The sequence below is a fragment of the Primorskyibacter flagellatus genome (genome assembly GCF_048268605.1).
Lineage (GTDB): Bacteria > Pseudomonadota > Alphaproteobacteria > Rhodobacterales > Rhodobacteraceae > Primorskyibacter > Primorskyibacter flagellatus.
The window spans coordinates 12,888-31,621 of sequence record NZ_JBLWVF010000001.1 but is presented as its reverse complement, the minus strand read 5'-3'; the positions used below and the strand labels follow the sequence as shown (position 1 = coordinate 31,621).

General features: G+C 62.7%; 14 protein-coding genes and 1 riboswitch. Of the genes, 6 read left to right on the top strand and 8 right to left on the bottom strand.

Translation table 11 applies throughout. From position 1 onward, the window contains the following. Positions 1-18: 18 nt before the first annotated feature. The 3 genes from ACN0WV_RS00145 to ACN0WV_RS00135 all read left to right on the top strand — a co-directional run bounded on the left by ACN0WV_RS00145 (position 19) and on the right by ACN0WV_RS00135 (position 4,208). Positions 19-723, top strand: coding sequence for an ABC transporter ATP-binding protein (locus ACN0WV_RS00145; RefSeq protein WP_417602849.1), 705 nt, complete (start codon positions 19-21; stop codon positions 721-723). After that, on the top strand, positions 720-3,248 hold the full coding sequence (locus tag ACN0WV_RS00140) for an ABC transporter permease (RefSeq protein WP_417602847.1): 2,529 nt from the start codon (positions 720-722) through the stop codon (positions 3,246-3,248). Before ACN0WV_RS00145 ends, ACN0WV_RS00140 begins: the two co-directional genes overlap by 4 nt. Positions 3,249-3,317: 69 nt before the next feature. Continuing rightward, positions 3,318-4,208 carry an inositol monophosphatase family protein gene (locus ACN0WV_RS00135; RefSeq protein ID WP_417602845.1) on the top strand — a complete coding sequence of 297 codons (891 nt, stop codon included), beginning with the start codon at positions 3,318-3,320 and terminating at the stop codon, positions 4,206-4,208. Between the two features lie 127 nt (positions 4,209-4,335). Here the strand turns inward: ACN0WV_RS00135 and ACN0WV_RS00130 are convergent, their stop codons facing one another. From ACN0WV_RS00130 to ACN0WV_RS00110, 5 genes are all read right to left on the bottom strand, one after another. Further along, positions 4,336-5,574 (bottom strand): lytic murein transglycosylase, encoded by a 1,239-nt coding sequence (locus ACN0WV_RS00130; protein ID WP_417602843.1) that lies wholly within the window; start codon positions 5,572-5,574, stop codon positions 4,336-4,338. A 58-nt stretch (positions 5,575-5,632) separates the two neighbouring features. Further along, positions 5,633-8,482: an aminomethyl-transferring glycine dehydrogenase gene (gene gcvP / locus ACN0WV_RS00125; RefSeq protein ID WP_417602841.1), complete on the bottom strand. Its 2,850-nt coding sequence runs from the start codon at positions 8,480-8,482 to the stop codon at positions 5,633-5,635. Between the two features lie 130 nt (positions 8,483-8,612). Continuing rightward, positions 8,613-8,975 (bottom strand): glycine cleavage system protein GcvH, encoded by a 363-nt coding sequence (gene gcvH, locus ACN0WV_RS00120; RefSeq protein WP_084352693.1) that lies wholly within the window; start codon positions 8,973-8,975, stop codon positions 8,613-8,615. A 19-nt stretch (positions 8,976-8,994) separates the two neighbouring features. Continuing rightward, positions 8,995-10,182 (bottom strand): glycine cleavage system aminomethyltransferase GcvT, encoded by a 1,188-nt coding sequence (gene gcvT, locus ACN0WV_RS00115; RefSeq protein WP_417602838.1) that lies wholly within the window; start codon positions 10,180-10,182, stop codon positions 8,995-8,997. 105 nt (positions 10,183-10,287) lie between these two features. After that, a riboswitch (glycine riboswitch) is annotated at positions 10,288-10,374 on the bottom strand. A 9-nt stretch (positions 10,375-10,383) separates the two neighbouring features. Next, entirely contained in the window at positions 10,384-10,869 is a 486-nt protein-coding gene (locus ACN0WV_RS00110; RefSeq protein ID WP_417602836.1) for an RrF2 family transcriptional regulator, read from the bottom strand. Between the two features lie 97 nt (positions 10,870-10,966). On the opposite strand from ACN0WV_RS00110, the gene ACN0WV_RS00105 reads away from it, so the two are divergent. After that, positions 10,967-11,545: a gamma-glutamylcyclotransferase family protein gene (locus ACN0WV_RS00105; protein ID WP_417602834.1), complete on the top strand. Its 579-nt coding sequence runs from the start codon at positions 10,967-10,969 to the stop codon at positions 11,543-11,545. Positions 11,546-11,720: 175 nt separating this feature from the next. Here ACN0WV_RS00105 and gltX read toward each other — a convergent pair whose 3' ends face one another. Next, positions 11,721-13,049, bottom strand: coding sequence for a glutamate--tRNA ligase (gene gltX, locus ACN0WV_RS00100; protein ID WP_417602832.1), 1,329 nt, complete (start codon positions 13,047-13,049; stop codon positions 11,721-11,723). A 283-nt stretch (positions 13,050-13,332) separates the two neighbouring features. After that, the gene (locus tag ACN0WV_RS00095; protein ID WP_417602830.1) at positions 13,333-14,904 is read right to left on the bottom strand and encodes a 2-isopropylmalate synthase; all 1,572 of its coding nucleotides are present in this window, start codon (positions 14,902-14,904) and stop codon (positions 13,333-13,335) included. Positions 14,905-15,046: 142 nt separating this feature from the next. On the opposite strand from ACN0WV_RS00095, the gene ACN0WV_RS00090 reads away from it, so the two are divergent. Next, positions 15,047-15,298, top strand: a complete 252-nt coding sequence (locus ACN0WV_RS00090; RefSeq protein ID WP_417602828.1) for a hypothetical protein — start codon at positions 15,047-15,049, stop codon at positions 15,296-15,298. Between the two features lie 75 nt (positions 15,299-15,373). Here ACN0WV_RS00090 and ACN0WV_RS00085 read toward each other — a convergent pair whose 3' ends face one another. Continuing rightward, positions 15,374-16,831: an MORN repeat-containing protein gene (locus tag ACN0WV_RS00085; protein ID WP_417602826.1), complete on the bottom strand. Its 1,458-nt coding sequence runs from the start codon at positions 16,829-16,831 to the stop codon at positions 15,374-15,376. Positions 16,832-16,987: 156 nt separating this feature from the next. On the opposite strand from ACN0WV_RS00085, the gene ACN0WV_RS00080 reads away from it, so the two are divergent. After that, on the top strand, positions 16,988-18,646 hold the full coding sequence (locus ACN0WV_RS00080) for an NAD+ synthase (RefSeq protein WP_417602824.1): 1,659 nt from the start codon (positions 16,988-16,990) through the stop codon (positions 18,644-18,646). Positions 18,647-18,734 lie beyond the last annotated feature (88 nt).

Here is an 18,734-nt window from a genome sequence, read left to right as displayed (position 1 = left end):
TGACTGGACCTTTCTGTAATGACCAAACCTATTCTCTCCCTCCAAGATGTCACGCTGGCGCTGGAGGGCAATGCCGGGCCGGTAGAGATTCTTCACGGTATCTCGATGGATGTGTCAGAAGGCGAGACATTGGCACTGGTCGGCCCGTCGGGGTCTGGCAAATCCTCGTTGCTGATGATCATGGGCGGATTGGAACGTGCCAGCGCCGGAAGTGTCACCGTGTTGGGCCAGGAATTGAGCGAGATGGACGAGGATCAGCTTGCCCGCATGCGCCGCGACGGAATGGGTGTGGTCTTTCAGTCTTTCCATCTGATCCCGACGATGACGGCCCTGGAAAACGTCGCCACTCCGCTGGAACTGGCAGGCCACAAGGACGCGTTCGAGCGCGCCGCGACAGAGCTGGAGGCCGTAGGGCTGGGTCACCGCGCCGACCACTACCCGGCGCAACTGTCGGGGGGCGAGCAACAGCGTGTGGCGCTGGCGCGGGCCTCTGCCCCGCGACCGCGGCTGCTGTTGGCCGATGAGCCCACCGGCAATCTGGATGCCGCCAATGGCGATGCGATCATCGAGCTCCTGTTCGACCTGCGCGACCGGCATGGTGCGACGCTGGTGCTTGTGACCCATTCGAACGCATTGGCGGCGCGCTGTAACCGGGTGATCCGCCTGCATGACGGGCGTGTGGCGGACCCTGCCAGCGATACATCGCAGGCTGCCGCCGAATGAGCCTGCCGGTCGCGTTTCGTCTTGCCGCGCGGGAATTGCGCGGCGGTTTGCGCGGGTTTCGCGTGTTCCTTGCCTGTCTTGCACTGGGGGTCGCGGCCATCGCGGCTGTCGGCTCTGTCCGCGCCGCGATTCAGGCGGGCCTGTCTGATCAGGGGGCCGTCATTCTGGGCGGCGACGCCGAATTGCGGCTGACCTACCGCGATGCCAATCCAGCAGAGCTGGCCTGGATGCGGGATATTTCCACCGAACAGTCCAAGGTGATCGAGTTTCGGTCGATGGCCGTGGTTGCCGGACCAGAAGAGGACGAACGCGCGCTGACGCAGGTCAAGGCCGTGGACAACGCCTACCCTCTGCTTGGCACGCCGGAACTGGACCCTGCCATGCCCCTAGCGGATGCTTTGGACGGCGACGGGGCAAATCCCGGCGCGGTCATGGCACCCGTGCTCGCCGCCCGTCTGGGGCTGGAAGCTGGTGACAGTTTCCGGCTTGGCACGCAGGCCTTCACCCTGTCGGCGCTTCTGACATTTGAACCGGACGCAGGCAGCGCGGGCTTCAGCCTTGGGCCTCGGACAATTGTCCGGGCAGAGGCGCTGGAAAGCTCTGGTCTGCTCGCCCCCGGTACGCTGTTCGAGACCAACTACCGCCTGATCCTGCCCCCCGGCAGCGATTTGGACAGCATGAAACAAGCCGCGCAGCAGCGGTTCGCGGATAGCGGCATGCGCTGGCGCGATGCCCGCAACGGTGCGCCGGGTGTCGCGCGCTTCGTCGACCGGCTGGGCGCGTTTCTGGTGCTGGTCGGGCTTTCCGGGTTGGCCGTGGGCGGCGTTGGTGTCTCTGCCGCCGTGCGGTCCTATCTGTCGGCCAAGACCGGCGTGATTGCCACGCTACGCACGCTGGGTGCCAGCCGCGCGGTGATCTTTCAGACCTATTTTCTTCAAATCGGTGCGCTCAGCCTGCTGGGCATTGTCATCGGCCTGGTGCTGGGCGCAAGCCTGCCACTGCTGCTGGCGCCGATCATATCCGCCTCTCTGCCTGTGCCTGCCGACTTCTCGCTGCATCTTTCCCCGCTGGTCGAGGCCGCGATCTACGGCATGCTGACGGCATTGCTGTTCACGCTCTGGCCGCTGGCGCGGACCGAAGATGTGCGCGCCGCCACGCTGTTTCGCGATGCGTTGGGACAGGCCAAATTACTGCCCCGCCCGCGCTTTCTGCTGGCCACCGCCATGCTGCTGGTGGTTCTTCTGGGCACGGCTGTCGCGTTTTCCGGCAACGCCTTCCTGACGCTCTGGACCGCCGCAGGCATCATGGGCGCACTTGTGGTGCTGGCGCTGGCCGCGCAGGGTGTGCGGCGTCTTGCGCGCGCGTCCGGCGCGCTTGCCCGTGGCCGCCCTGTGCTGCGATGGGCGCTTTCGGCGATTGGCGGACCGGGAGAGGCCGCCGCCTCTGTGATGATCTCGCTCGGGCTGGGCCTTTCGGTGCTGGCCGCTGTCGGACAGATCGACGGCAACCTGCGCAATGCCATCGACGGAGAGCTGCCTGAGATTGCCCCGTCCTATTTCTTTGTCGATATCCAGCAGGATCAGATGCCGGGCTTTCTGGACCGCGTGGAAAATGACCCAGCCGTGTCGCGTGTCGCAACCGCGCCGATGCTGCGCGGCGTGCTGACCCGGATCAACGGGCGGCCCGCCCGCGAGGTGGCGGGCAACCACTGGGTTGTGCGCGGTGATCGCGGGCTGACATACGCGCAAGACCTGCCTGACAACACGACCCTGACGGCAGGCGAATGGTGGGCTCCGGATTATGACGGCCCGCCTCTGGTCAGCTTTGCCGCCGAAGAGGCCGAGGAAATCGGTCTGAAGTTGGGTGATACGATCACCGTCAACATCCTTGGCCGCGACATTGACGCCACGATCGCCAGCTTCCGCGAGGTCGATTTTTCGACCATGGGCATCGGGTTCGTGATGACGTTGAACCCCGCCGCGCTGCAAGGCGCGCCGCACAGCTTTATCTCGACCGTCTATGCTGAGGAAGCCGCCGAAGCGCCGATGCTGCGCGATCTGGCACAGGCCTATCCCAATATCACCGCCATAAGGGTGCGCGACGCGATTGATCAGGTCGGCACGCTGCTGATCGCGATTGCCAATGCCACGCGCTGGGGGGCGGCGGCGACGTTGCTGACCGGTCTGCTGGTTCTGATCGGTGCCGCAGCAGCGGGCGAGCGCGCCCGCAGTTTCGAGGCTGCCCTGCTGAAAACACTGGGTGCCAGCCGAGGCCGTATCCTGCGCAGCTTTGCCCTCCGGTCTGCCCTTCTGGGCGCGGGCGCGGGCATTGTCGCTGTCATTGCGGGTGGATTGGGGGCTTGGGGTGTTCTGACCTTCGTGATGGAGACGGAATTTACCTTCCTGCCCGGAAATGCCCTGACCATCGTCATTGGTGGGGTGGTGCTGACCCTTCTGTCTGGGTTGGTCTTTGCGCTGCGCCCGATGGCCGCCAGCCCGGCCCGTGTTCTCAGGTCACGCGAATAGCCACCTTGATCCCGACGCCCCCGGCTGGCATGTGACAGGCAACCGTCACCTCAGCCCCGGGATGAACAGATGACACAAACCTTGCCCATGCCGATCACTGCGCCGCTGACCCGCGCGCAGCGCACCCAGCTTGTGAACCTCGTGCGCCGCGCGTCCAAGACGGAAATCCTGCCGCGGTTCCGGGCCTTGCGGGGCGACGAGATCGACACCAAATCCGGCCCCGACGATCTGGTGACAGAAGCGGACCGCAGCGCCGAGGCGATGATCGCGCGCGGACTGGCGCGCGCTTTTCCGGGCGCGCTGATCGTTGGCGAAGAAAGCGTGGCCAAGCAGCCCGACCTCTGGGACGAGGTTGACGGTGCGGAACTGGCGTTCATCATCGATCCCGTCGATGGCACCTGGAACTTTGCCAACGGGCTGGCCGTGTTCGGTGTGATCGTATCGGTCACACGGTTCGGCCGTCCGGTCTTTGGCCTGCTCTACGACCCGATCCTGGACGATTGGGTGATCGCGGATGAGGAATCGCCGGCTGAGTTTGTTCGCAAGAGCCGCCCCGCGGCCCGCATCCATGTCTCGCAAGGCGGCCCGGTCGAGGGGCTTTCGGGCTATTTGCCGCTGGCCATGCTGCCCAAGGACAAGCGCGCCGCCATGGCCGCGACCTTCCCCGATTTCGTGCGCATTCAGAACATCCGCTGCGCCTGCCACGAATTCCGTATGCTCGCGCAGGGCAAGATGGATTTCCTTGTGACCGGGCATCTGACACCCTGGGATCACGCCGCCGGGGTGATCATCTGCCGTCAGGCCGGCGGGCATGTGGCGCTGCTGGACGGCTCCGAATACACAGCCGGTCGGCGCAACGGCTATCTGCTAGCCGCGCCCGATGCGGCGACCTGGGGACGCCTGCGCGACCGTTTTGCCTTTCTGATCGAAGCGAAGGCGGCTGAAGACACTGGCGACTAGGACCAACCTGTCCCGGACTTGATCCGGGACCTTTTGCCAAGCTCGGTGCATAAGGTCAGCGCCAGTCGCAAGGCCCCGGATCAAGTCCGGGGCGGGCATCGCATCCGCTGCATGTGTTGTGGATGATCTATCGGGCCAGTGCCGCTTTCATCACAGATTCGGGAAAGCAAGTCGCGCTCTGCCCAGTGGCTTCTTGCCAGCGACCGATGGACCGGCGGGTCTTGTACCCGGCCAGCCCGTCAGCGCCGCCCACATCGTGTCCCATCGCCTCCAGCGCGCGCTGCATCGCCGCCACATCCGAGCGATTCAGCCCTCCGACATTGCCCCAGCGCGCGGTGAAATCGCCCACGCCATAGGCGATCCGGTCGCCGACATGACCGACGAAAAGCGCGTAGAGATCACTCATGTTGTAATCCTTGAGGACGTAGAAATTGGGCGTCACGATGAAGGCAGGCCCGCTGCGCCCGGCAGGCATCAGCAAGAACCCCTCGGCGCGGCTCTCATGGTCGGGAAACGCGCGGCCAGAGATCCGGGTGATGCCCATTGCCACCCAGTCACGGATCTTGCGACCCTGATCGGGGCCTTCAAGCGTGCAGGAAACACTCGCGGGCACGCTTACCTCGAACCCCCAGTCGCGCCCGGCGATCCAGCCATGCCGTTGCAGATAGCGCGCGATCGAGGCGATCGTGTCCGCCTCGGACCGCCAGATATCGGCATGGCCGTCGCCATCCCCATCGGCGGCATAATCCAGAAAACTGGAGGGCATGAATTGCGGCTGTCCCAGCGCGCCGGCCCAGCTGGATTTCATTGCCCCGGCGGGTGCGTGTCCGGCTTGCGCGATGCGCAGCGCCGCGATCAACTCGTCGGTGAAATAGGCCGCCCGCATTGACATGAAGCCTTTGGTGCCCAGCACCTCAAAGACATTATGCGGGATCTTCACCCGACCATAGCCGCTTTCACGCCCCCAGATCGCCAGGATGATCCGCCCCGGCACACCGGTTCGACGTTCTGCCGCCGCAAGGGCAGCAGCATGGCGCCGCCCCATCTGTTTCCCCACAGAGGTCGCCGCATCGACAGAGCCGCGATTGAAGTATTTGCCCGGACTGCCAAACTCTGCCTGACGCTGGCGTTGCGGCGTGCGCGGCTTGCTGCCGGGCGGCACCAGATCCGGCAGATCCCAGTTCAAGGTGACGCCGGAAAAGGCCGTGTCAAACGTCGCGCGCGCGACGCCCGCGGCCCGCGCGCGCGGCCAGACCTGCTGTTCCAGCCAGCCTTGATACTGCCGTTCCACTGATGCACGGTCCTGTGCAAACGCCTGTCCGCACAGTCCCACAAGCAGCACGACCAATGCCAATACCCTCATCATTGTCCCCTGCCCGTCGCTTTGGCCTGATCATAGGCCGCGCGACGGCCAGCGCAAAGGCTTACTCTGCCGCCTCGGCGTAATCCGACATCGGCGGACAGGTGCAGATCAGGTTGCGATCGCCAAAGACGTTGTCGACGCGGTTGACCGGCGGCCAGTATTTATCCACCCGGAAGGCACCGGGGGGAAAGCATCCCTGCTCGCGGCTGTAGGGGCGATCCCATTCCTTGACGAGATCCTCCATCGTGTGCGGCGCGTGTTTCAGCGGGTTGTTCTCGCGGTCGATCTCGCCATCCTCGATGGCGCGGATCTCTTCGCGGATTGCCAGCATGGCGTCGCAAAAGCGGTCCAGCTCTGCCTTGGTTTCGCTTTCGGTGGGTTCAACCATCAGCGTGCCTGAAACAGGCCAGCTCATCGTCGGCGCATGGAAACCGCAATCAATCAACCGCTTGGCAATATCCTCGACAGTCACGCCTGCGCTTTTCTCGAAGGGTCGGGTATCAAGGATGCATTCATGTGCCACCCTCCCCGTCGGTCCTTTGTAAAGCACATCATAAGCGCCCTCCAGACGCCGCGCGATGTAGTTGGCGTTCAGGATCGCCACGCGTGTGGCCTGTGTCAGCCCCTCCCCGCCCATCATCAGGCAATAGGCCCAGCTGATCGGCAATAACGAGGGCGAGCCATAAGGTGCCGCCGCCACCGGGCCTTCGGTGCCCCCGGTCGTGGGATGTCCCGGCAGATGCGCCACCAGATGCTGCTTGACCCCGATCGGCCCCATGCCGGGACCGCCACCACCATGCGGAATGCAAAAGGTCTTGTGCAGGTTGAGGTGGCTGACATCGCCACCCAGATCGCCGGGACGCGACAGACCCACCATCGCGTTCATATTCGCCCCGTCGATATAGACCTGCCCGCCATGCGAATGGGTGATCTCGCAAACCTCCTGCACGGTCTCCTCGAACACGCCATGGGTGGAGGGATAGGTGATCATGCAAGCGGCCAGCGCGTCTGAATGTTTCTCTGCCTTGGCGCGGAAATCATCCAGATCGATATCGCCATTGGCCGCCGACTTCACCGGCACGACCTTCCAGCCCACCATCTGCGCGCTGGCAGGGTTGGTCCCATGCGCGCTGGTCGGGATCAGACAGACATTGCGATTGCCCTCGCCCTGCGCCCGGTGCCAGGCGGCAATCGTCAGCAGGCCTGCATATTCGCCTTGCGCGCCCGAATTGGGCTGCATGGAAATCGCGTCATAGCCGGTAATATCGCACAGCTTCTCCGACAGATCCCCGATCAGCTCGGCATAGCCTTCCGCCTGATCGGTCGGGCAATAAGGGTGCAGCATGGCAAATTCGCGCCAGCTGACCGGCATCATCTCGGCGGCAGAGTTCAGCTTCATCGTGCAGGAACCAAGCGGAATCATCGCCCGGTCCAGCGCCAGATCGCGATCGGCAAGCCGACGCATATAGCGCATCATCTCGGTCTCGGCCCGGTTCATGTGGAAAACGTCATGCTCGAGATAGGAGGAACTGCGTATCAGCGCCTCCGGCAAGCGATATTCCGGCGTCACATCCTCATCCCGCTGTGTCAGGCCAAAGGCGCGCCAAACGGCCTCGATCGTGTCCGAGCGTGTGGCCTCGTCCAAAGTGATGCCAACGCGGGTCTTGCCCACGGCCCGCAGGTTGACGCCCTCATCGACAGCCGATTTCATCACCGCGCGCTGCAAGCCGCCCACCTCGACGGTGATCGTATCGAAAAACGCCTCCGGCTCGACGGCAAACCCCGCCGCCTGCAACCCCTTGGCAAGCCGCACGGTCTTGCGGTGAACCCGCTGCGCAATCGCCTGCAGACCTTCAGGGCCATGAAACACCGCATAGAACCCGGCCATCACCGCCAGCAACGCCTGCGCCGTGCAGACGTTCGATGTCGCCTTCTCGCGCCGGATATGCTGCTCGCGCGTTTGCAGCGCCAACCGGTAGGCGCGGTTGCCATGACTGTCGACGGACACGCCGACGATCCGGCCCGGCATGGAACGCTTGTAGTCGTCCTTGACCGCCATATAGGCGGCATGCGGACCGCCATAGCCCATTGGCACGCCGAATCGCTGGGTGGACCCCACGGCAATATCCGCGCCCATGGCACCCGGTTCCTTGAGCAGGCACAACGCCAGCGGATCGGCACTGACCACGGCAATCGCCTTGGCCTCATGCAGAGCGGCGATCACATCGGTGAAATCGCGCACATGACCGTGGGTGCCGGGATATTGAAAGATCGCCCCAAAGACGGCCTCCGGCTCCAGATCTTCCGGCGCACCGACAATGACCTCGATCCCCAAGGGGGCTGCGCGTGTCTGCATCACCGCAATATTCTGCGGATGGCAGTTCTCATCCACAAAAAACGCCCCCGCCTTGGACTTGGCCACGCGCTGCGCCATGGTCATCGCCTCGGCGCAGGCCGTGGCCTCATCCAGCAACGACGCGTTGGCGACCTCAAGCCCTGTCAGATCGCTGACCATGGTCTGATAGTTCAACAGCGCCTCCAGCCGTCCCTGGCTGATCTCGGGCTGATAAGGCGTATAGGCAGTGTACCAGGCGGGGTTCTCGAAGATATTGCGCTGGATCGCAGGCGGGGTGACGGTGCCGTGATACCCCTGCCCGATCAACGATTTCAGAACCTTGTTCTTCGAGGCCACCTCACGCATGTGGTGCAGCAATTCGCGCTCAGATTTCGGCTTGCCGAAATCCAGCGGTTTCGCCTGTCTGATCGCGCGCGGCACGGTTTCGTCGATCAGCGCCTCCAGATCCTCGACACCCAGCCGCTCGAACATCGCTGACATCTCGGCAGGCGACGGGCCGATATGGCGCCTGTTCGCAAAATCATATGGCAAATAATCAATCGGTTCATAGCTCATGCGGCACCCTCTTTCACGCAATGCGCAGACAGTTCAGACTTCGACGCCGCCCGCTTAGCCGCCCCCGGCTTCTTCTTGGCAAAAATACTCCGGGGGAGACGCCCAAGGGGCGGCGGGGGCAGCGCCCCTTTTAGTCCGCGATAAAGGCCTTGTAGGCGGCTTCATCCATGTAATCATCCATCGTCGAGGCATCCTCGATCTTCAGCTTGAAGAACCACGCATCGCCTTCGGGGTCGTCATTGACCTTGCCGGGCTCCTCGACGAGCACCTCGTTGACCTCGACCACCTCGCCGTCGATCGGTGCCAGAATATCCGACGCTGCCTTGACGCTTTCGATCACCACGATCTCGTCGTCGCGGGTAACGCTGGTGCCTATGTCTGGCAGTTCGACGAACACCACGTCGCCCAACTGTTCGGCCGCATGGGCGGTAATTCCAACGGTGACGACATCGCCGTCAAGATCCAGCCACTCGTGTTCTTCCGTGTATTTCATCGCGCTTTTTCCTTTATCGCTATCTTTTGAATCCGGGGGCCACGAACGGCAATGTCGCCACCGTGACCGGCAGGCGCTTGCCGCGCACATCCCCAAACAGTGCCGTGCCGGGCACAGCCAGATCAGCCGAAACATAGCCCATCGCCACCGGCGCGCCGATGGTCGGGCCAAATCCGCCGGATGTCACCTGTCCAATTGGCCTATCCGCCTCTTTCGAGGCAAAAAGTTGCACACCCTCGCGCATCGGCGCACGACCATCAGGCAGCAGCCCCACGCGTTTGCGCGCAGGCCCTTCGGCCATCGCGGTCAGCAACCGTTCGGCGCCCGGAAATCCACCTGCACGCGCGCCCCCCCCGCGGCGCACTTTTTGAATGGCCCAGGTCAAGCCCGCGTCGACCGGGCTTGTGGCGCTGTCGATGTCATGGCCGTAAAGGCATAGCCCCGCCTCCAGCCGCAAACTGTCGCGCGCGCCAAGTCCGATGGGGTTCACATCCTCATGCGCCAGAAGCGCGCGAGCAAGATCCGCCGTGGCCGCCTCGGGCACCGAAATCTCGAACCCGTCCTCGCCGGTATAACCCGAGCGCGAGACCCAGCATTCCGCACCCGCAATCGGCAACGTCTCGACATCCATGAAGCGCATGTCACGCACGCCGGGATGATGCTCTGCCAGAACCTCGACCGCCGCCGGCCCCTGCAAGGCCAAAAGCCCGCGGTTCCGGACCTGCTTTACCGTGATCTCCGGTTCCAGTGCGGCGCGCATACGCGCCAGATCCGCATCCTTGCAGGCCGCATTGACCACCACGAACAGATGATCGCCGCGATTGGCGATCATCAGATCATCCTCGATCCCGCCATCTTCATTGGTAAAATACCCATAGCGTTGACGCCCCTCGGCCAGCCCCAGCACATCCACCGGCACCAGAGTTTCCAGCGCCAGCGCCGCGTCATCCGGATCACGGGCCCGCAGCACAACCTGTCCCATATGGCTGACATCGAACAGCCCTGCCTTGGTGCGTGTGTGTTTGTGCTCCGCCATCACGCCCGCGGGATATTGCACAGGCATTTCGTACCCGGCAAACGGCACCATCTTGGCACCCAGTTCGACATGCAGATCGTAGAGCGGTGTATGTTTCAGTTCTTCATCCAACGGCCCGTCTTTCCCTGTGTTCAGGATCCCGGAATTGCCCTTGTCAGAACGTACCGGCATCCGCGCATCGGTGTGATGCGGTTCGGATGCCCCCTCTGTCCTTTCGCCTGAGATCGTTATCCCTTCGGCGGATGCGGCTGTCGCGCATCTCTCTCCAGAGTTCTGTCACCCGCAAAGGTCCTTTGGGCCTGAGAGTTTCCGGGGCGGTTGCTCCTTCGGCACCGGCATGACCGGTTCTCCCTTCGCGGATTCGGTCCGAAGCTATTTGACCAATGCCGGCGAGGCAAGCGGTCTTTGGCGGGCGCGGCTGCAGGATTGCGCGGTCAGGATGTCGAACAAGGCGATATTGTCGCAAATCAGCCCGTCCAGCGTGACCGGATCAAGGGTTTCATAAAAAGCCTCTGCCGCCCGAACAAGCGCTTGCCGCAAGCGGCAACAGGCCGTCAGCGGGCAGGTATTGTCAACATCAGCAAAACACTCGGCAAGCGGGACTGGGGATTCGAGCTTGCGGAACACCTCGCCGATCACGATTTGACCGGGCGCATGGGCCAGTTGCAAACCGCCATTGCGGCCCCGCTGCGTGTACAGATAGCCCAACTGCGCCAATTGGTTGATGACCTGCGCGAGATGGTTTTCGGACGCATTGCAGCATTGCGCAATTTCCGCTTTCGTCACCAGCCGGTCAGGATTGGCCGCACAAAACATCAGCACCCGCATGGCGATGTTGGTTCGTTTGGTGATGCGCAAGACCTGCCCTCCCTGCTGAAGCCGTTGGCAGCCACATTGCGCCGGAAAACAGAAAAGCGGTTTGACACAGGTCAAGGGCGTGGCACAAACATGCCTGATGAATGCATTTTTCTTCGGCTATGGCAGCCTGGTCAACACCGCCACCCATTCATATGCCGGACAGTTTCCGGCGACAGCCCATGGATGGCAACGCGCCTGGCGGTGCGTCGCCGGTCGCAAGGCGACGTTTCTGACGGTGATCGAAGCTCCGGACATGAGTATTGACGGGCTGGTGGCCGAAGTGCCGGGCCGGGACTGGCGCGCGCTGGACGCGCGGGAGGCAAGTTACGACCGGCTGGATGCGCGCCATTGCATCGGCTCCGGTGCTTTGACGGATGTGCGCGAATTGGCGATCTATGCGATCCCACCTGACACGTTTGCGCCGCCAAGCGCGGAGAGCCCCATTTTGCTGAGCTATATTGACGTGGTTATGCAGGGCTATCTGAAGGTCTTCGGCCGATCCGGTGCCGAGATGTTTGTCGAGACCACAACCGGCTGGAATACCCCGATTTTGGACGACCGCAGAACCCCGGTCTATCCGCGCCATCAACGCCTGAGCGCGATTGAAAGCAGCTTCGTCGACGGCGTGTTGCGTGAGGTCGGCGCTGATATTCTTGACGTCACACAGCCCTGCTGAAAGGTTTCGGATCGGCTGACGCCGATCCGACCGGCGCGGGCTGTCGCCCGCGCAACACCTTTGAAACTCGATTATTCAGAAACCGAAGCGTGGCGATTGTGGCCGATGTCGGAGCGAGGGGCCAGCCCCTCGCGCTCCCCGGAGTGTTTTGGCCGAGAAGAAGTTATAAGTGGGCTTAGAGGCTGCGGGCGCGCACCACTTGCAGCAAAGGCATCACGTCGGCCATTTCCGGTCCATGGCTCTGGCCGGTCAGAGCCTTGCGCAGCGGCATGAACAGGCTCTTGCCTTTGCGGCCGGTGGCTTGTTTCACTTCCGTGGTCCATTTCCCCCAAGTCTCGCCGTCGAACGGTCCCTCGGGCAGCAAGGCCATCGCCTGAACGATGAAGTCACGATCCTCTTCGGCGATCTCTGGTTCTGCGCCTTCGCGGAACATCAACCACCAGCGTGCCAGATCGGCGCGCGTGGTGATGTTGTCGCGAGTCACGGTCCAGAAACGCTCTGCCAGACTATCCGGCACTCCGAGCGCCGCAATGTCAGAGGCGACCTCGGACAAATCAAGCCGTTGCAGATAATGCGCGGTCAGCGGGAACAGGTCCTGCACGTCAAATTTGGTGGGCGCGGCACCGAAACGCGAGATGTCGAACCCCTCGACAAGTTCCGCGACCGACCCTTTCAACTCGATGGGATCGGCGGAACCCAGCCGCGCCATGAGGCTCAGCAGTGCTGCCGGTTCGATCCCCTGAGAACGCAGATCGCGCAGGGACAGCGTACCAAGCCGCTTGGACAGCGCCTCTCCCTGAGGCCCGGTCAGCAACGAGTGATGCGCGAATTGTGGAACCGCGCCGCCAAGCGCCTGAATGATCTGAATCTGGGTCGCGGTGTTCGTCACATGGTCTGACCCGCGCACCACATCGGTCACACCCATTTCGGTGTCATCCACCACGGAGGCCAGCGTGTAGAGCACCTGCCCGTCGCCGCGGATCAGCACCGGATCCGACACGCTGGCCGCATCAATCGAGATATCGCCAAGGATACCGTCCCGCCATTCGATCCGTTCGTGATCCAGCTTGAACCGCCAGTGGCCTTGGCCACGTTCGGCACGCAGGCTGTTCTTCTCGGCTTCTGTAAGCGCCAGAGCCGCGCGATCGTAGACCGGCGGCTTGCCCATGTTCAACTGTTTCTTACGCTTGAGGTCCAGCTCTGTCGGTGTCTCGAAACATTCGTAGAACCGGCCCATTTCGCGCAGCTTGTCGGCAGCGGCCTCATAGCGGTCCAGCCGCTTTGACTGACGTTCGACCCGGTCCCAGGTCAGGCCCAACCACTCCAGATCCTGCTTGAGCGCGTCGACATAGGCTTCCTTCGACCGCTCCGGATCGGTGTCATCGATGCGCAGGATGAAGCTGCCGCCAGATTGGCGAGCGATCAGGTAGTTCATCAGCGCAGTGCGCAGATTTCCGACATGAATATAGCCGGTGGGCGATGGGGCAAAACGGGTGGTGGTCATTCTGTCTCTCCTGTTGAGCGATGGAATTTCACAGACCCGGCGGTTTGTCCATATCCATGGAGGATCCCGCCTTTCCTGGCAACGTTCCAGCACGCGCCTTTCCTGTCTGCCACAAATGCCAATCCGCCCCTTCTTCTTGGCTTCAATACTCCGGGGAGTGCGAGGGGCTGGCCCCTCGCTCCCACATCAGCCACCGCGTATATCACGCCTGATCGCGCGAAAACGGCCCCGCGCATCGCCGGGGCCGTCTATCTTCCAAATATTCGCGATGCCCGAAAGCCGATCAGCTGACGTCCTTGTAGCTGACCTCGCGTGCGTCCGCACCGGGGCCTGCCTTGTCGCGGCGCACCAGCAATCGGTTCAGGGCGTTCACATAGGCCTTGGCCGAGGCGACGACCGTATCGGTATTGGCCGACTGGCCGGTAGCAATCATGCCGTCTTCTTCCAGACGCACGCTGACCGTGGCCTGCGCATCGGTGCCCTCGGTCACGGCGTTGACCTGATACAGTTGCAGCTTCGCCATGTTCGGATGCACGGCGCGGATCGCCTTGAAGGTCGCATCGACCGGGCCGTCACCTTCGCAAGTGGCCGTCAGTTCCTTGCCGTCCACTTCCATCTCCAGCACCGCCTCGGCCGGGCCTCCGGTGCCGCAGATCACTCGAAGGGACACGATCTGAAGCCGGTCAGCCGCATCCTCGGTCGCCGCCGTGACAAGCGCCAGAATATCCTCGTCGAACACTTCTTTCTTGCGGTCGGCCAATTCCTTGAACCGCACAAAGATGTCTTTCAACTGGTTGTCGCCGACATCCACACCCAGATCCCGCAGCTTGGCGCGCAACGCGGCGCGTCCTGAATGCTTGCCCAGTGGCAGGGATGTGCCGGCAAGGCCCACATCTTCGGGACGCATGATCTCAAACGTTTCGGCGTTCTTCAGCATCCCGTCCTGATGGATGCCGCTCTCGTGGGCAAAGGCGTTCTTGCCGACGATGGCCTTGTTGAACTGTACGGCAAAGCCTGACACGGTCGCCACCCGGCGCGAGATATGCATGATCTTGCGGGTGTCGATGCCGGTGTCGAAGGGCATGATATCGCCGCGGACTTTCAGCGCCATGACGACCTCTTCCAACGCCGTATTGCCAGCGCGCTCGCCCAGACCGTTGATCGTACATTCGATCTGCCGCGCGCCGGCCTCGACAGCGGCCAGGCTGTTGGCCGTCGCCATGCCAAGATCGTTGTGGCAATGCGTGGCCCAGACAACATCCGTGCCGCCCGGCACTTCGGCAATCAGGCGTCGGATCAGATCGGCGCTTTCGCGCGGCGCGGTATATCCGACCGTATCGGGGATATTGATCGTGGTGGCCCCTGCCTTGATGGCGATCTCGCAAACGCGGGCGAGGTAGTCCCATTCCGTCCGCGTTGCATCCATCGGCGACCATTGCACGTTGTCGCACAGGTTGCGGGCATGGCTGACCGTCTCGTGGATGCGGTCGGCCATTTCGTCCTGCGTGAGGTTCGGAATTGCGCGATGCAAGGGAGAGGTGCCGATGAAGGTGTGAATGCGCGGTTGGGCCGCATGCTTCACGGCCTCCCAGCAGCGGTCGATATCGGGCAATTGCGCCCGCGCAAGCCCGCAAATCACCGAGTTTTTCGACCGTTTCGCAATTTCGGACACGGCAGAAAAATCGCCCTCGGAGGCGATCGGGAACCCGGCCTCGATGATGTCCACGCCCATATCGTCCAGAAGCTCGGCAATCTCCAGCTTTTCGTCATGGGTCATGGTGGCGCCGGGGGATTGTTCGCCGTCGCGCAAGGTGGTGTCAAAGATCACCACGCGGTCTTTGGTGCTATCAGTCATGGGGTATTTCCTTTGGTTCTCCAAGTGTTCGGGCGCGAACGAAGCCTCCTCTGAGCGGTCGCGCCGAACGGCACGCTCAGAGGCGACTTAGGAGAAGCAGGCCAGCCGACAGCGCCGCCGAAGGGCGGGCACGGGTCGCAATATGGCCTTGGGTCAACATGGCGGCGATTATACGGGTTTTGTCGTGGGGGAAAACCCCTATTTGGCGCAGAAAATCATCATGGCCCGCAATTGTTTGAAACACCGCGTCGCGACGTCGCCGGGACTGAAACACACAGTGATCATCGGTGCGTCGGGCGGGATCGGCGCGGCGCTGGTGCTGAAACATGCGCTGCGCCTGTCGCCGAGTGATCCGCCCAGACAATCGTCCTGCAAGCGGTGTGTTATGGCGTAGCCCCGGCTTCAGCATGGGCCACGCTCTGCTTTTGGACAAAGCTGACGCCCTGCGTGCAATGTGCGGTTCGTTGGTTCAGCCGCCGTCGGCAGGGCTGTCGGTTGCGTCCTCCGCCCCCTCGGCAGGCAGTGTTTCGCCATCGGTCAGTGCGCCGTTTTCCCAACTGCCGGTCGCCTGTTCGCCGGTGGTATAGCGCATCGTGCCTTCGCCCTGACGTTTGCCGGCCTGGAACGTGCCTTCATAGATGTCACCGTTCAGATAGGTGGCCGTACCTTCGCCGCTGATCTCGCCACCGCTCCAGTCGCCTTCATATTTGAACCCGTCGGCCATCACGATTGCGCCTTCGCCTTCGCGTTGGCCATCGACGAACTGGCCCGTATACACCGTGCCGTCCGGGTAGGTCGCCGTGCCCTGCCCGTGGCGCTGACCGTCCTGCCAGTCTCCTTCGTAGCGGTAACCGTCGGCATAGGTCATCACCCCGTAGCCATGATTGCGGGCGTTCTTGAACTCGCCCTCATAGACCAGCCCGCTGGGATAGGTTGCGCGGCCCTTGCCCTCAATGACGCCATCGACCCAGTCGCCCTCGTAGGTCGACCCGTCGGGGTAGACGATACGGCCTGTGCCATTGGCCAGATCACCGCTGAATTCGCCGCTGTAGACCGAGCCATCGGGATAGACGACTTCGCCCTGCCCCTCGATCTGCCCCGCGATCCAGTTGCCGGTATATTTATAGCCATCGGCACCGATGAACGTTCCTTGCCCTTCACGCTGGTCGTCGCGGAACGCGCCCTCGTAGACATCGCCATTGGCGTAGTCCACGCGGCCCTGCCCTTGCCTGCGTCCGGCCACCAGCTCTCCTTCGTAGACATCGCCATTGGGCTGGGTCAGCTTGCCTTCGCCCTCGATCTGGCCACCACGCCACATACCCTCATAGATCAGCCCGTCTTCCATCGTCAGCTTGCCCTGACCTTCGCGGGCACCATTGGCGATGCGCCCGACATAGACAGAGCCATCGGGATAGGTGATCGTGCCATTGCCTTCCTTCACGCCGTTGACCCAGTCACCCTCGTAGACATAGCCGCCGGGGCTGGTCATGGTGCCGCGCCCGTGATGCATGGCGTTTTGAAAGCTGCCCTCGTAGCGCACGCCGTTGGCATAGACCGCGACACCCTGTCCGGTGATCTGGCCGTCGACCCAAGTGCCCTCGTAAGTGCCGCCATCGGTGAAGACGATCTTGCCGTCGCCATCGGGCTTGCCCTTGGCAAAACTGCCCTCAAAGACCGAGCCGTTGGGAAAGCGTGCAACGCCCTTGCCCTTGATCTCTCCCTCAACCCACTGGCCGGTATATTCGTATCCGTTGGGCAGCCTGTAAGTGCCGGTGCCGTCCTGAAGCCCGTTCTGGAATGTGCCTTCATAGACACCGCCATCGTCATATTGCTTGGTGATGACCTCGGCGTCCTGCGCGGCGGCGCTGCCGCCCAGCACGATAAGCGTGGCGATCAGCCCCCAATGGCGTCGGTGATTGGCTGTCATTCTGCTTTTGCCCCCGGTGCGTGTCGTGCTGCCTCAAATCGCCTAGAAACTAGTTGACACCCCCGGCCAAGACAATGGCTTTTCCGGAACGCACTTTTCCTCGGGCGTCTATCTGCTAAACGGGTGGTCAAGGGCACATCTTCGAGAGGACACCCCATGGCAGACCGCTTTCGCCTGATGCTGGCGCAACTCAACCCGACGGTTGGCGATCTGGAAGGCAATGCGTCTCAGGCGCGTGACGCCTGGGAGGCGGCCAAGATAGAGGGTGCCGACATGATCGCCCTGCCAGAGATGTTCATCACCGGCTACAACACGCAGGATCTGGTGCTGAAACCCGCCTTCTACACCGACGCGATTGAGAGCGTGCGCAAGCTGGCGGCCGATTGTGCCGACGGCCCGGCGCTGGCCATCGGCGGACCGTGGATCGAAGGCACAGAACTGTATAACGCCTATTTCATCTGTCAGGGTGGCAAATTCACCGCCATCAACCTGAAGTCCCATCTGCCCAACACCACTGTCTTTGACGAGGTGCGGCTGTTCACGCCCGCGCCCCTCAACGGGCCGTATTCGGTGAACGGCGTGCGCATTGGCAGTCCGATCTGCGAGGACGCCTGGTACGAGGACGTGGCCGAGACCATGGCCGAAACCGGCGCGGAGATCCTGCTGGTGCCAAACGGGTCGCCCTATTTCCGCGACAAGATGGTCGTCCGGCTGAATCACATGGTGGCTCGCGTGGTCGAGACGGGCCTGCCGCTGGTCTATCTCAACATGACCGGGGGACAGGATGATCAGGTCTTTGACGGGGGCAGCTTCGTGCTCAACCCCGGTGGAGAGTTGGCCGTGCAGATGCCGGTGCTCGACGACGCGCTGACGCTGGTAGAGTTCGAGCGGACGGATGCGGGCTGGCGGGCGATCCCCGGCAAGGTACATACCCATCCGGACGCGATGGAGCAGGATTATAACGTCATGGTCACGGGTCTGCGCGACTATTGTCGCAAGACCGGGTTCGGCAAGGTCCTGCTGGGCCTGTCAGGCGGGATCGACAGTGCCATTGTCGCCACCATCGCCGCAGATGCGCTGGGGCCTGAGAATATTCGCTGCGTGATGTTGCCGTCGGAATACACCTCGCAGGCCTCGCTGGACGACGCCAGGGAGGTCGCCGAAAATCTGGGCTGCCGCTACGATTTCGTGCCGATCACTGAGGGGCGTCAGGCCATCACCTCTACCCTTGCGCCGCTGTTCGAGGGCACGGAACCGGACCTTACCGAAGAGAATATCCAGTCGCGTTTGCGCGGGCTGCTGCTGATGGCGCTGTCCAACAAGTTCGGAGAGATGCTGCTGACCACCGGCAACAAATCCGAGGTGGCGGTGGGCTATGCCACGATCTATGGCGACATGGCGGGTGGGTACAATCCGATCAAGGACATGTACAAGACCCGCGTTTTCGACTGTTGCCGCTGGCGCAATGAAAACCACCGGGGCTGGATGAAGGCCCCCGCGGGCGAAGTGATCCCGCCCCGCGTGATCGACAAGCCGCCAAGCGCGGAACTGCGCGAGGACCAGAAGGACAGCGATTCCCTGCCCGACTACCCGGTGCTGGACGCCATCCTGCAAATCCTTGTGGACGCGGATGGCTCAATCGAGGATTGCGTCGCGGCCGGATTTGACCGCGCGGATGCCAAGAAGGTCGAACATCTGCTCTACATTTCGGAGTATAAGCGCTTTCAGTCGGCCCCTGGTCCGCGCCTGTCGCCCCGTGCCTTCTGGCTGGATCGGCGCTATCCCGTGGTCAATCACTGGCGCGACCAAAGCTAGGCACTCGCGTTAAGGTGGTGCGGATGAGGCAATGCGTGCTTTGCTTGCCACGCCGTGCCGCCGTTTGCACGATCCAGCGCTGTGTGGC